This window comes from Micromonospora sp. IBHARD004 (assembly GCF_052814115.1).
The window spans coordinates 4,979,089-4,992,348 of the sequence record NZ_CP199934.1; the positions used below are offsets into that span (position 1 = coordinate 4,979,089).

General features: G+C 76.9%; 14 protein-coding genes. 10 read left to right on the forward strand and 4 right to left on the reverse strand.

Annotation, left to right across the window (positions count from 1 at the left end; translation table 11 throughout):
- Positions 1–12 precede the first annotated feature (12 nt).
- Entirely contained in the window at positions 13–825 is an 813-nt protein-coding gene (locus tag ACTWO6_RS24200) for an FAD:protein FMN transferase (protein ID WP_446216082.1), read from the forward strand.
- Here ACTWO6_RS24200 and ACTWO6_RS24205 read toward each other — a convergent pair.
- Positions 807–2,003: an FAD-dependent monooxygenase gene (locus ACTWO6_RS24205; protein WP_446216083.1), complete on the reverse strand. Its 1,197-nt coding sequence runs from the start codon at positions 2,001–2,003 to the stop codon at positions 807–809. The two genes, ACTWO6_RS24200 and ACTWO6_RS24205, sit on opposite strands and share 19 nt — an antisense overlap.
- 92 nt (positions 2,004–2,095) lie before the next feature.
- On the opposite strand from ACTWO6_RS24205, the gene ACTWO6_RS24210 reads away from it, so the two are divergent.
- The 7 genes from ACTWO6_RS24210 to ACTWO6_RS24240 all read left to right on the forward strand — a co-directional run bounded on the left by ACTWO6_RS24210 (position 2,096) and on the right by ACTWO6_RS24240 (position 8,120).
- Entirely contained in the window at positions 2,096–2,827 is a 732-nt protein-coding gene (locus ACTWO6_RS24210; protein ID WP_446216084.1) for a TetR/AcrR family transcriptional regulator, read from the forward strand.
- A gap of 70 nt (positions 2,828–2,897) precedes the next feature.
- Positions 2,898–3,386: a YbaK/EbsC family protein gene (locus ACTWO6_RS24215; protein ID WP_446216085.1), complete on the forward strand. Its 489-nt coding sequence runs from the start codon at positions 2,898–2,900 to the stop codon at positions 3,384–3,386.
- Complete coding sequence (locus ACTWO6_RS24220) at positions 3,383–4,114, forward strand: monooxygenase (protein ID WP_446216086.1); 732 nt, start codon at positions 3,383–3,385, stop codon at positions 4,112–4,114. Before ACTWO6_RS24215 ends, ACTWO6_RS24220 begins: the two co-directional genes overlap by 4 nt.
- Positions 4,111–4,683 (forward strand): GNAT family N-acetyltransferase, encoded by a 573-nt coding sequence (locus tag ACTWO6_RS24225; protein WP_446216087.1) that lies wholly within the window; start codon positions 4,111–4,113, stop codon positions 4,681–4,683. Before ACTWO6_RS24220 ends, ACTWO6_RS24225 begins: the two co-directional genes overlap by 4 nt.
- Positions 4,683–5,498, forward strand: a complete 816-nt coding sequence (locus ACTWO6_RS24230; RefSeq protein ID WP_446220749.1) for a carotenoid biosynthesis protein — start codon at positions 4,683–4,685, stop codon at positions 5,496–5,498. The genes ACTWO6_RS24225 and ACTWO6_RS24230 overlap by 1 nt, the downstream gene beginning before the upstream one ends.
- Positions 5,495–6,622, forward strand: coding sequence for a glycosyltransferase (locus tag ACTWO6_RS24235; protein ID WP_446216088.1), 1,128 nt, complete (start codon positions 5,495–5,497; stop codon positions 6,620–6,622). The genes ACTWO6_RS24230 and ACTWO6_RS24235 overlap by 4 nt, the downstream gene beginning before the upstream one ends.
- Before the next feature lie 10 nt (positions 6,623–6,632).
- Positions 6,633–8,120, forward strand: a complete 1,488-nt coding sequence (locus ACTWO6_RS24240; protein WP_446216089.1) for a phytoene desaturase family protein — start codon at positions 6,633–6,635, stop codon at positions 8,118–8,120.
- Positions 8,121–8,153: 33 nt separating this feature from the next.
- Here ACTWO6_RS24240 and ACTWO6_RS24245 read toward each other — a convergent pair whose 3' ends face one another.
- On the reverse strand, positions 8,154–8,843 hold the full coding sequence (locus tag ACTWO6_RS24245) for a CDP-alcohol phosphatidyltransferase family protein (RefSeq protein WP_446216090.1): 690 nt from the start codon (positions 8,841–8,843) through the stop codon (positions 8,154–8,156).
- A gap of 44 nt (positions 8,844–8,887) precedes the next feature.
- Positions 8,888–9,805, reverse strand: coding sequence for a methylenetetrahydrofolate reductase [NAD(P)H] (metF, locus tag ACTWO6_RS24250; RefSeq protein ID WP_446216091.1), 918 nt, complete (start codon positions 9,803–9,805; stop codon positions 8,888–8,890).
- Positions 9,806–10,040: 235 nt separating this feature from the next.
- Here metF and ACTWO6_RS24255 point away from each other — a divergent pair, with 235 nt between their 5' ends.
- Both ACTWO6_RS24255 and ACTWO6_RS24260 read left to right on the forward strand, forming a co-directional pair.
- On the forward strand, positions 10,041–11,537 hold the full coding sequence (locus ACTWO6_RS24255; protein WP_446216092.1) for a helix-turn-helix domain-containing protein: 1,497 nt from the start codon (positions 10,041–10,043) through the stop codon (positions 11,535–11,537).
- A 9-nt stretch (positions 11,538–11,546) separates the two neighbouring features.
- Positions 11,547–12,629, forward strand: coding sequence for a polyprenyl synthetase family protein (locus tag ACTWO6_RS24260; protein WP_446216093.1), 1,083 nt, complete (start codon positions 11,547–11,549; stop codon positions 12,627–12,629).
- A 117-nt stretch (positions 12,630–12,746) separates the two neighbouring features.
- On the opposite strand, the gene ACTWO6_RS24265 is transcribed toward ACTWO6_RS24260, so the two are convergent.
- The gene (locus ACTWO6_RS24265) at positions 12,747–13,136 is read right to left on the reverse strand and encodes an Rv2175c family DNA-binding protein (RefSeq protein ID WP_446216094.1); all 390 of its coding nucleotides are present in this window, start codon (positions 13,134–13,136) and stop codon (positions 12,747–12,749) included.
- Between the last annotated feature and the right edge of the window lie 124 nt (positions 13,137–13,260).

Here is a 13,260-nt window from a genome sequence, read left to right on the forward strand (position 1 = left end):
GGGGTGGTGACCATGAACCTGGCGGCGGAGCTGGACCGGCGGGCCTGGGTGCTGCAGGTGATGGGGCTGCCGGTCAGCGTGCACCTGCGCGGACCGCTGGTGCGCACGGACCCGGTGGCGGAGCGGGTGGAGCGGGTCTTCACCGAGCTGCGGGAGATCGACGCCGTGTTCAGCACGTACCGGCCGGAGAGCGTGCTGGGCCGGCTCGGCGGCCGGCGGCCCGACCCGGCCACCGCCGCGCCGGTGGTGCGCGAGGTGGTGGAGCTCTGCGAGCTGGCCCGGCTGCGGACCGACGGGTGGTTCGACGCCGACCGCCTGCCGCTGCCGGCCGGCGGCACCGGCTTCGACCCGTCCGGCCTGGTCAAGGGCTGGGCGGTGGAGCGGGCCGCGCGGTGGCTGGCCGACCTGCCCGACCACGACCGCTGCCTCAACGCCGGCGGGGACGTGCTGCTGTGGACCGCGCCGGGCCGGCCCGCCTGGCGGGTCGGGGTGGAGGACCCCGGGCGCCCCGAACGGCTGCTCGACGTGCTGGAGCGGGAGCGCGGCGCGGTCGCCACGTCGGGAACCTCGCGGCGCGGCGCGCACATCGTGGACCCGCGCGCCGGCCGGCCCGCCGAGGCCGTCCGGTCGGTCACCGTGGTCGGCCCCGACCTGCTCTGGGCCGACGTGTACGCGACCGCGGCCGTCGCCCGGGGCGCGGACGCGCTCGACTGGCTGGCCACCCTCGACGGGTACGCCGGCCCGCTGGTGGACGCCGCCGGTCGGGTCCGGGCCACCCCGAACTGGCCCGGCACCCGGCCGGCGGCTCAGACCCGCGCCGGGTAGTCGGGCAGGTCGAGATCGGTGGCCAGCGAGCCGGTGCTGCGCAGGAGCATCGACTGGACCGGCCGGGTGGCCAGCAGCCGGTTGCGCAGCCACAGCCCCCATCCGCTGGCGGGGGCGAGGAACCGGCCCGGGCTGGCGCCCCGCTGCCAGCGCATCGCGTAGGCGCGCAGCCGCCTCTCGTACGCGGCGAAGGCGACCCGGTGGTCGCCGCCGGCCAGGGCCAGCTCGCCGGCGAGCACGTACGCACCGACGACGCCGGTGCCGACGCCCATCCCGCCGAGCGTGACGCCCCAGGCCGCGTCGCCGAGCAGCACCGTCCGGCCGGTGTGCCAGCGGGGCACGCGCACCCGGCTGATCGAGTCGAAGTACAGCTCCGGGGCGTCGCGCAGGCCGGCCAGCAGGTGCGGCACGTGCCACCCCAGCCCGGCGAAGGCGTCCGCGATGAGCTTCTTCTGCTGGTCGAGGTCACGCCAGTCGAAGTCGAGCCGGGGGGCGGCGAAGACGACGAGGGCGCCGGCCCGGTCCGGGTCACGCTGGTCGGCGGCGACGCTGGCCATCCGCCCGGGGACGTTGTACTGCCGGGGGACGGCGCCCACCCCCAGCTCGTTGGGGAGGTCCCAGCCGGCCAGGTGGTAGCCGAGGTGCCGCACGTACGCCGACTCCGGGCCGAGGACCAGCCGCCGTACACCCGAGTGCAGCCCGTCCGCGCCGACCACCAGGTCGACGGTGCGCGACGCGGCGCGGGCGAAGTCGACGCGTACCCCGTCGGTGGTCTCGGCGAGGGCGATGATCACGTCCCCGAAGAGGTACTCCACCCGGTCGGCGCCGCGCTCGTACAGGATCCGGGAGAGGTCCCGGCGGTAGACCTCCAGCTCGCCCCCGGCGAACTCGGCCGGCAGCCGGAAGATCTCCCGGTCGTGCTCGTCCACGCAGCTGATCGCCCCGGCGTGGGTCTGCCGGGCGCGCAGTTCGTCGAGCACCCCCATGGCGGCCAGCACGCCGAGGTGGGTGGGTCCGCGGAAGTCGACCGCGAAGCCGCTGGCGCGCAGGGCCGGGGCCAGCTCGACCACGGTGACCTCGGCGCCGTAGCGGGCCAGCCACCAGGCCAGCGCCGGCCCGGCGACCCCGGCCCCGGAGACCAGGACGTGCCGGCCGCGCAGCGGAAGGGTGTGAGACATCGGTTCCCCCGTCGAATCAGAACTGTGTCCGTTGGATACAGAGTACTCTAGACACAGTTTCGGGTTCCGACAAGACCGATCGAGGGAGGCCCATGGACCGGGCGGGTGCCGGTGGTGCGGCGGACAAGCGCACGCTCCACGAGCTGCTGTGGGGGACGCCGAGCCCGCCGCGGCGTGGGCCCCGCCCCACGCTGACCCTGACGGCGATCGCCCGGGCCGGCATCGCGATCGCCGACGCCGACGGGCTCGACGGCCTCACCATGCAGCGGGTCGCCGAGTCCCTGGACGTCACCAAGATGGCGCTGTACCGGTACGTCCCCGGCAAGGCGGAGCTGGTCGCCCTCATGATCGAGACGGCCGTGGGCGAACCCCCCGCCCCACCGGAGGGCGCCGGCTGGCGCGACCAGCTCGACGACTGGGCCCGGCAGCTGTTCGACCGTTTCCGGCGGCACCCCTGGGCCCTGACGGCCACCGTCGGCGCACGGGTCATGGGCCCGAACGAGCTCGGCTGGCTGGAGCGGGCCCTCGCCGCCCTCACCGGCACCGGCCTGAACGGCGGCGAGATGCTGGACGTCGCGGTGCTCCTGCTCGGGCACGCCCGCAACCTGGCCCAGCAGGTGGCGGCGATGGATACCGGCACGCCCGAGCAGGCGCTGGAATCCGGCCTGACGGCCCTGCTCCGGGGCCGGGAGGAGCGCTTCCCGGCGCTGCTCGCCGCGGTGGGGTCGGCGGCCGCGCACGCCGCCCAGGACCAGGCCCTCGACTTCGGACTGGCCCGCATCCTCGACGGCGTCGACCTCCTCATCCGGACCCGCCGCCCCTGACCCCCCGCCGGTGGGAGTTGCGGCGTGGTCGGGTGAACCGGGGGACGGTGGACCGGGAAGAATGACCGGCATGCAGCCACACCCGAACGTGCAGGCGGTGCAGCGGGCGCTCGACGACGCGGGCGCGCGGGACGGCGCCGGCGACGCCAGCCAGGTCCGCCTGCTGCCCGAGGCGGTGCACACCGCCGCGGCGGCGGCCGAGGCGCTCGGCGTCGGCGTGGGCGCCATCGCCAACTCGCTGATCTTCAACGCGGACGACGGGCCCCTGCTGGTGCTCACCTCCGGCGCGCACCGGGTGGACGTCGCCGGCCTCGCCGCGTCAATCGGGGTCACCCGGCTGCGCCGGGCCACCCCCGAGTTCGTCAAGGAACACACCGGTCAGGTGATCGGCGGCGTCGCCCCGGTCGGCCACCCGCGGCCGCTGCGCACCCTCGTCGACACCGCCCTCGCCGGGCACGACGAGGTGTGGGCCGCCGGCGGTGTGCCCCAGGCGGTCTTCCCCACCACGTACGCGGAGCTGCTGCGGATCACCGCCGGGACCCCGGCAGAGGTGGCGTGAGCGCTCCCGAACTGGTCACGCTGCACGTGTGGCGGATCCCCCGCACCGCGGTGCCCCGGGCGCTGGCCCGGATGGCGCTGCACCCGCTCCGGCTGCGCCGCACCCCCGGCGTACGGTTCGGCAAGCTGCTCGGCACCGGGACCGGCACCGGTTTCGGCCCCGCCGACGCCGACCTGACCCGGTGGGCCGCGCTGGTGGTGTGGGACTCCCCCGCCGCGGCGGCCGGCTTCGACGACTCGCCGGTGGGCCGCTCGTGGGCCCGGATCGCCCGCGCGTCCGTACGGGTGGAGCTGCGCCCGCTGACCAGCCGGGGCGAGTGGTCCGGGGTCCGCCCCTTCGGCGACCCGCCCGGTGGCCGGGTCGACGGGCCGGTGCTGGCGCTGACCCGGGCCCGGCTGCGGGCCCGCCGGGCGGTCACCTTCTGGCGGGCGATCCCGCCGGTCGCCGCCGCCCTGCACGCCGCGCCCGGGCTGCTCGCCCGGTTCGGCGTCGGCGAGGCCCCACTCGGCTGGCAGGGCACGGTGAGCGTGTGGCGCGATCCGGCGGACCTGGTGGCGTTCGCGTACCGTCACCCGGAGCACCGCGCCGCGATCACGCGCACCCCCACCGAGGGGTGGTACGCGGAGGAGCTCTTCGCGCGGTTCGAGGTGCGCGACGTGCTGGGCGACCGGACGGTGCTCGGGTGGGTCGCCGAGGGCGATCCGGAAACTGCGAGAGGACGCGCATGAGGTTGGTGCGGTGGACGCCGGACGATCTGGTCCGGCGGCTGGACGACGTGGTGGCCGTCTACGGCGAGGCGATGGGCTACCGCGCCGACCTGCTGGATGCCCGGCGCGGCTACATCGCCACCCACGTCCGCCGCCCCGGCTTCCGGGCCGTCGCCAGCCTCACCACCGAGGGCCACCTGGCCGGCTTCGGGTACGGCTACCTCGGCGCCGCCGGGCAGTGGTGGCACGACCAGGTGTACCGGGCGCTCGACGGCGACGCCCGCCGACGGTGGCTGACCCACTGCTTCGAGGTGGTGGAGCTGCACGTCCGGCCGCCCGCGCAGGGGCACGGCCTGGGCGCCGGCCAGCTGCGCGCGCTGCTCAGCATGGCGGAGGGGACGACCACCCTGCTCTCCACGCCGGAGGCCGACGAGCAGAAGTCCCGGGCGTGGCGGCTGTACCGCCGGTTCGGCTTCGTCGACATCCTGCGCCACTTCCACTTCCCCGGCGACGAGCGGCCGTTCGGCGTGCTCGGCCGGGACCTGCCGCTGCCCGCGCCGGCCGCCGCGCCCGGCCCCGCCGCGACGTGATCCGGCGGCGGCTGCCCTGGGCGCTGCTGGCCGTCCTGGTCCTCGCCCAGATCTGCTACCCGCTCACCGGCGGCACGACCCGGGCCGGGCTGACCGTGGCCACCGTCGTGCTCGGGTACCTGCTCTCGGTCGGCCACGCGCTGCTCAGCCGGGGTGCGCGTACGGCGGGGGCGCTGGTCGCGGTGGCCACCGGCGGCGGGTTCGCGATCGAGGCGGCCGGGGTGGCCACCGGCGTCCCGTTCGGCAGCTACGACTACTCCGGTGAGCTGGGACCGAAGCTGGCCGGGGTGCCGCTGATCATCCCGCTCGCCTGGACCTGGATGGCCTGGCCGGCCTGGCTGGCCGCGATCCGGCTCACCTCGTCCCGAACCGGGCGGATCGCACTGGCCGCGGTCGGGCTGGCCGCCTGGGACCTCTTCCTCGACCCGCAGATGGTGGCCGAGGGGTACTGGGTGTGGCGGGACGCCACCCCGGCGCTGCCCGGGCTGCCCGGTATCCCGGTCAGCAACTACCTCGGCTGGCTGCTCTTCGCGGTGCTGCTGATGAGCGCGCTGCGCCCCCTCGCCGGGGCCACCGCCGACCGCGCCGACGGGCGGGACGCCCCGATGTTCGGGCTCTACCTGTGGACGTACTTCTCCAGCGTGCTGGCGCACGCGGTCTTCCTCCGCCTGCCCGCCTCGGCGGTCTGGGGCGCGGTCGGCATGGCGGTGACCGCCGTGCCCCTGACGGTGACGCTGCTGCGCGCCCGGCGCGACGGCGCCGACCCGCGGGAGCCGCACCGGGCGCCACGCCCCGGCGTCGACGCGGCGGCATGACCGCCGTCCTCACGCTCGTCGTCGCGGTCGCCGCACTCACCGCGCACACCTGGGTCAACGCCACCCGCTGGCTGCGCCGCCCCGACGCCGGTCCGGTCGAGGTGACCGAACCGGTGGCGGTGCTGCTGCCGCTGCGCGACGAGGCCGACCGGGTGGAGCCGTGCCTGCGCGCGCTGCTCGCCCAGCGGGGCGTGCCCGGGTTGCGGATCGTGGTGCTCGACGACGGATCCACCGACGGCACCGCCGACGTGGTGCGCGGGGTGGCCGGCGACGACCCGCGGCTCACCCTGCTCACCGGGGTCGCCCCGCCGCCGGGCTGGCTGGGCAAGCCGCACGCCTGCTGGCAGCTCGCCACCCGCACCGACCCGGGCGCCACCGTGCTGGCCTTCGTCGACGCCGACGTGGTGCTCGCCCCGTACGCCGTCGCCGCGGCGGTGACCGAGCTGCGCGCGGCCCGGGCGGCGCTGCTGTCGCCGTACCCCCGGATCCTGGTGCGCGGCGGGGCCGACCGGCTGGTGCAGCCGCTGCTGCAGTGGCTGTGGCTGAGCTTCCTGCCGCTGCGCGCGATGGAGCGCTCGCCGCGGCCGTCCCTGGCGGCGGCCGGCGGGCAGTTCCTCGTCGTCGACCGGGCCGGCTACCTGCGGGCCGGCGGGCACGCGGCGGTCGCCGACAAGGTGCTGGAGGACATCGAGCTGGCTCGGGCGGTGAAGCGCTCCGGCGGCCGGATCGCCCTCGCCGACGGCTCGAAGCTGGCCGCCTGCCGGATGTACGAGACCTGGCCGCAGCTGCGCGACGGCTACACCAAGTCGCTCTGGGCCTCCTTCGGCCACCCGGCGGCAGCGGCGGTCGTGGTGACGCTGCTGCTCCTGCTCTACACGGTGCCCCCGCTGGTCGCGGTCGCGGCGCTGGCGGCCGGCGCGCCGGTGGTGGCGGCGCTCGCCCTGGCGACCTACGCGCTGGGCGTCGCCGGGCGGGCGTTCAGCGCCCGGGCCACCGGCGGGCGGGCCTGGCCCGACGCGCTGGCACACCCCGTGTCGGTCGTGGTCCTCGGTTGGCTGACATTCCGGTCGTACCATCTGCGGAAGCGGCGCCGGCTGTCCTGGCGGGGCCGCCCGGTCAGCTAGGAGGCGCGGCATGGCGCGGATCGTGGTCATCGGCGCCGGCGTGGGTGGCCTGGCCGCCGCGGCCCGGCTGGCCGTCACGGGGCACGAGGTCACCGTCTTCGAGCGGGCCGACACCGTCGGCGGCAAGCTCGGCCGGTACGCCCACGACACCCCGGCGGGGTCGTTCCACTTCGACACCGGGCCGAGCCTGCTCACCCTGCCGCAGGTCTTCCACGACCTGTTCGAGGCGACCGGGGCCAAGCTCGATGAGTACCTCGACCTGACGCCGCTGGACCCGATCGTCCGGCACGTCTTCCCCGGCGACGGGCCCGCCCTGGACTCCTGCGCCGACCCGGCCGAGTTCGCCGCGCGGATCGGCGCGGCGCTCGGCGACCGGGCCGCCGCCGACTGGCAGCGGCTCTGGCGGCGCGCCGCCCGGGTCTGGGAGGCGTCGCACCGGGACATCCTGCGCCGCGCCATCGACTCCCCCCGCGACCTGGCCGGGCTGGCCTGGCGGCTGGGCGACCTGGCCGCCATCGGGCCCGGCCGCAGCCTGCGCGGGCTGGGTCGCAGGCACCTCTCCGACCCCCGGCTGCGGATGCTGCTCGACCGGTACGCCACCTACACCGGCGCCGACCCGCGCCGGGCCCCGGCCGCGCTGGTCGCCGTCCCCTACGCCGAGCTGACCTTCGGCGGCTGGTACCTGCGCGGCGGGCTGGGCACCCTCGCGGACGCGCTGCTCTCCCGCTGCCTCGACCTCGGCGTGGTCGTGCGGACCGGCGCCACGGTCACCCGGATCGACGCGGTGGGCGGCCGGGTCCACGGCGTACGCCTCGCCGGCGTCGCCGCGCCCGTGCCCGCCGACGTGGTGGTGGCCAACGTCGACGCGCTCACCGTCTACCGGGACCTGCTGCCCAGCCCCCGCCGGCTGACCGGGCTGACCGACCGCAGCCTGGCCGGCTTCGTGCTGCTGCTCGGGGTCCGCGGCGACTCCGGGCTGGCCCACCACAACGTCTTCTTCCCCCGCGACCACGACGCCGAGTTCGACGCGGTCTTCGGCGACCCGGGGCGCGGGGTCCGGGCCCGGCCGGCGGTCGACCCGACCGTCTTCGTCACCGTCGCCGACGACCCGATGGTCCGCCCGGACGGGCACGAGGCGTGGTTCGTGCTGGTCAACGCCGCCCGGCACGGCACCGCCCCGGGCGCGGTCGACTGGCGTCGCCCGGGGCTCGCCGAGGCGTACGCCGACCGGATCCTCGACGTGCTCGCCGAGCGGGGCGCGGACGTGCGGGACCGGCTGGTGTTCCGGGAGATCCGCACCCCGGCCGACCTGGACGCCGCGACCGGCGCGCCGGGCGGGACGATCTACGGCACGGCGGGCGGGCTGCTCCGCCCGGCCAACCGGGGTCCGGCCCACGGGCTCTGGCTGGTCGGCGGCTCCAGCCACCCCGGCGGCGGCCTGCCGATGGTCACCATGTCGGCCCAGATCGTCGCCGAGGAGATCGGCCCGGCCTGGTAGCCCCGCCCCGTCGGTGGTGCGCGCGGGGGCGGGTCAGCCGGCGTCGATCAGCGCGCGGCGGACGGCGGAGAGGAGCTGCCCCAGGCCGAACCCGGCCAGCAGCACCCAGACCGTGGTGGCCATCGTGATCGTGCCGGCGGGGAGATCCACGTCGATCAGCCCGGTCAGCCCGGCGACCAGCAGCCCGACCAGGGCCACACAGACCCGGGTGGGGCGCTCCCCCACGGTCACCACGCCGATCTCCCGCATGCCGGCGGAGACCGCCCGGGCCCGGACGTACTCGTGCAGCCAGGAGAGGCCACCGGCGGCGGCGACCAGCGCGCCCGGCGCGCCGAGCAGCCAGAACGCGGTCAGCCAGGCGGCCTCGCCCAGCCGGTCGGCAACCGAGTCGTAGACGTAGCCGAGCCGGGTGGTCCGGTTGGTCGCCACCGCCACCGCGCCGTCGACACTGTCCGCCACCGCGGCGAGCAGCACGAACAGCGCCGCCAGGAACGGGCCGTTCCCCGCCCGCCCGACGAACAGCGGCACGCAGAAGCACAGCAGCACCCCGACCACGGTGACCGGGGTCGGCCCGACCCGGAGCCGGCCCAACACGTACCCGACGTGGTAGGCGAAGCGCAGCCAGGCGCGGACCACCGGCGCCGCCACCCGGGGGTCGAACCCGCCGTGCAGCCGCGCCCACGCCGTCGCGTACTGGTCCCAGTTCAGCTGTGTGCCCACCACGGATCAACGTAGAAGGGCGCTGCCGGTGTCGGCGGGACGGGTGGTCACACCCGCGCGCCGGCCTGGAGGCGCTGCCAGACCTCGCGGGTGGCGGTGGACCGGTTGAGGGTGATGAAGTGGATCCCCGGCACACCCTCGTCGAGCAGCGTCGCGCACATCTCGCTGGCCTGCTCGATGCCGAGCCGGCGGACCGCCTCCGGGTCGTCGGCGACCCGCTCGAACCGCTCCGCCAGCGCGGGCGGGAACGGCGCCCCGGAGAGCTGCACCGACCGCTCGATGGTGCCGATCTGGGTCACCGGCATCACCCCGGCCAGGATCGGGGTGATGCAGCCGGCCGCCGCGACCCGGTCCCGCAGCCGCAGGTAGTCGTCGGCGTCGAAGAACATCTGGGTGATGGCGAACTCCGCCCCCGCCCGGCACTTGCGGACGAAGTGCGCGGTGTCGCTGGCCACGTCGGGCGAGCGCGGGTGCTTGTACGGGAAGGCCGCCACCCCGACGCTGAAGTCACCCGCGTCGCGGACCAGCCGGACCAGGTCCTCGGCGTACTGCACGCCCTGCGGGTGGGGCACCCACTCGCCGCCCGGGTTGCCGGGCGGGTCGCCCCGCACGGCGAGCACGTTGCGCACCCCGACACCGGCCAGCCGGCCGATGACGTGCCGCAGCTCGGCGACCGAGTGGTTGACCGCGGTCAGGTGCGCCATCGGCAGCAGGGTGGTCTCGGTGGCGATCCGCTCGGTCACCGCGACCGTGGTGTCCCGGGTCGACCCGCCGGCGCCGTAGGTGATCGAGACGAACGAGGGGCGCAGCGACTCCAGCTCGCGGATCGCCTGCCAGAGCAGCCGCTCCCCCTGCTCCGTCTTGGGCGGGAAGAACTCGAAGGAGAAGGTCGGCTGGCCAGCACGGATCAGCTCCCCGATCGCCGGCTGGGGATTCGGGAGGACCGAGGGAAGACCGAGCGCCACGAATCGACTCTAGCGGTCGGCGCTCGAGGCACCCATGAGCTTCCCAGCGGGCGGACGGCGGCCGCCGGGAGCGTCGTACCCCGAGGGTAGAAACGGGGCAGCGTGGTGGGGCCGGCCGGTGGCCGGTTCCCGGGGGCCGCGCGGGGGTCAGCACGATCCGCGACGCGGAGGGTCCGGTCCAGGTCTGGCCGGGTGTCCGCGCCGCCCGACCGCGTCGACGCCCAGCGGAGGACCGATGACCCCGTTCCCGCCACCCGGCCCGCGCCTGCTCGGGCCGCTCCTGGCCGAGCTGCGGCTGGCCCGCCGCTGGAGTCAGCAGCGGATCGCCGCCGAGCTCTGCGCCGCCTCCGGCGTGCCCACCCTCACCAGGCACGAGGTCTCCCGCTGGGAACGGCAGCTCCGGCTCCCCGGCGGCTTCTGGCTGGGCTGGCTCGCCGTCGTCCTCGACGTGCCGGGCGAGCTGCTCGCCGAGGCCGCGGCGCGCAGCCGCCACCCCGGCGGCGCGTCGGCGACCGCCCGGGGCGGCGCCCGGTCGAGGGCGGCGCTGCTGGCCCTCGCGCAGCGCTGGCTGGCCGATCCGGCCGGCGCCGCGCTCGGCGGCCCGGCGTTAGGCCGGCTGCCCGGCCCCGCCCCCGCCGGACCGACCGGCGGGCCCGGTGTGGTCTGCCCCGGCCCGGCCAGGCCGGGCGCGGAGGCGACAGGGGCGGGCCCGGACGCGACAGGGACGGGCCTGCGCGCCGGGCCGCGCGGGGGCGGGCCGGGCGTCGACGACCTGGCCGAGCTGCGCCGGTGGGACGACCTGCTCGGCGGGGCGGACCTGGCCGGTCACGCGGCCCGCCGACTCCGCCGGGCGGCCCGGACGCTCTCCGGCGCCGGCCCGGGAACGCGCCGCCGGCTGCTGCCGGTCCTCGCCGAGGCGGCCCAGCTCTCCGGCTGGCTCGCCGCCGACACGGGCGACCTGACCGGCGGCCTGGACGCCTACCGGTTGGCGCTGCGCGCCGCGGTCGCCGCCGGTGACCCCGCCCTCGCCGGGCACGTGCTCGGGTCGGCCAGCCACCTGCTCGCCGGCGCCGGGGACGCGGCGGGCGCGCTGACCCTGGCCCGGACCGGGTACGCCGGGGCCCGCGGCGCCGCCTCGCCGGGGCTGCGGGCCCTGCTGCTGCACCGGGTGGCGCTGGCCGCCGCGCTCGGTGGACGGCAGCGGGCCGCCCGGCAGGCGCTCGCCGCGGCCGGCCGGATGACCGGGCCGGAGCCGGACCGGGAACCACCCTGGCTCTACTGGCTCGACGACGCGGAGCTGGCGGCGATGACGGGGCGCACCCTCGTCGCGCTGGGCCGCCCCGGACCCGCCGCACCGCTGCTGCGCGCCGCCGTGCACGGTCGGGGCCGCCCACGCCGGGCGGCGGTCTACGGCGCCTGGCTGGCCCGGGGCCACCTCCAGCTCGGCGAGGTGGAGCAGGCCTGCGCGGTGGCCGGCGACGCACTGCTCGACGCCGTCCGGTCGGGCTCGCCCCGAGCGATCGGCCAGCTCACCGACGTACGTCGACGGCTCGCCGCGCACCGCGACGAGCCGGCGGTACGGCGCTACGCCGCGCTCCTCGCGGCGGCCCGCCCGTACCTGCCGGTCGGGGCGGCGGCCGCACCCGGGCCGGCCCGCGGCCGGCCACCCCGGTCGTCGCTCCGCGCGGCGCGCCGACCCGGCGACACGACGCGACCGGCGGGGACCGGCTAGCGTTCTGGCGTGACCCACGCTGCTCCCGTCTCCCCCGTCGACCGCGCCGGCCTGCGTCAGCGGATCGACAAGGCCCTGACCGAGTTCCTCGCCGGCCAACGCGGCTGGATGACCGGTGTCGACGACGCCCTCGCACCGGTCGCCGAGGCGATCGAGGCGTTCGTGCTGGGCGGTGGGAAGCGACTCCGGCCGGCCTTCGCCTACTGGGGCTACCGGGGCGCCGGCGGCGTCGACTCCGACCAGGTGGTGACCACCCTCGCCGCGCTGGAGTTCGTGCAGGCCAGCGCCCTGATCCACGACGACCTGATGGACCGCTCGGACACCCGGCGCGGTGAGCCGGCGGTGCACCGCCGGTTCGCCGCCCGGCACCGCTCGGCCGGCTGGGGCGGCGACCCGGACGGGTTCGGCGACGCCGCCGCGATCCTCCTCGGCGACCTCTGCCTGGTCTGGTCGGACGAGCTGCTGCACTCCGCCGGCCTCGACCCGCGCACGGTGGCCCGGGCCCGTCCGGTATTCGACGAGATGCGCACTGAGGTCACCGTCGGGCAGTACCTCGACGTGCTGACCCAGGCGACCGGGGACACCTCGCTGGAGCGGGCCGGCAAGGTGGCCCGCTACAAGTCGGCGAAGTACACCGTCGAGCGGCCGTTGCTGCTCGGCGCCGCGCTGGCCGACGCGCCGGCCGAGGTGCGGTCGGCGTACTCGGCGTACGGGCTGCCGCTGGGCGAGGCGTTCCAGCTCCGCGACGACGTGCTGGGGGTCTTCGGGGATCCGGCGCAGACCGGCAAGCCGGCCGGCGACGACCTGCGCGAGGGGAAGCGGACCTACCTGGTGGCGGCGGCCCTGGAAGCGCTCGACCACACCGGCCGGGAGCTGCTGCTCGGCGGTCTCGGCGACCCCGGGCTCGACGGCGCCGGGGTGGCCCGGCTACGCGAGCTGATCACCGACAGCGGCGCGCTGGCCCGCACCGAACAGCGGATCGGCGCGCTGACCGAGAGCGCCCTGGCCGCCCTCACCACGGTCGACCTGGACACCGAGGCCCGCCAGGCCCTCGTCGACCTGGCCATCGCCGCCACCCGCCGCACCGACTGACCCCACCTCCGCCCGGCCCGCCCGCCGGCCCGGTGATCACGAAGTTGTTGTCGGGACACGCCGGTGTCACGGGCGACAGCTTCATGATCACCGCACCGAAGGGCGGGCGGGACGGGGTCAGAAGCCGAGGGCTTGGGCGCGGCGCTTGACCTCGCGGGCCAGGTCGCCGCCGAGGGCGACGGCGGGGGTGCCGGGGAGGGTGGGATCCTCCTCGTAGAGCCAGCGCAGCGCCGCCTCGTCGTCGTAGCCGGCGTCGGCGAGCAGGTTGAGCACGCCGGGCAGGTGCTTCTGCACGGTGCGGTTGGCCACCAGGTCGGCGGGGATCCGACGGACGCCGTCGCGGCGTACCGCGAGGAGCTCGCGGTCCCGGATCATCTGGTGGACCTTGCTGATCGACAGGTCGAGCCGCTCGGCGACGTCCGGCAGGGTCAGCCAGGCGGCCGGGTCGGTCGGTCCGGGCAGGTCCGCGCCGGTGGCGGCCTGGTCGGCGGGTACGGAATCGGTCACCCGACCACCCTGCCACGTGCCCGGTACGGACCCGGCAACGGCACCCCCGTCCGACGCTGCCGCCGGGAGCCCGCGGGCGGGCGAGCGCGGCGGGACAGGGCGGGTTGGACTCCGGCTGTAGCAT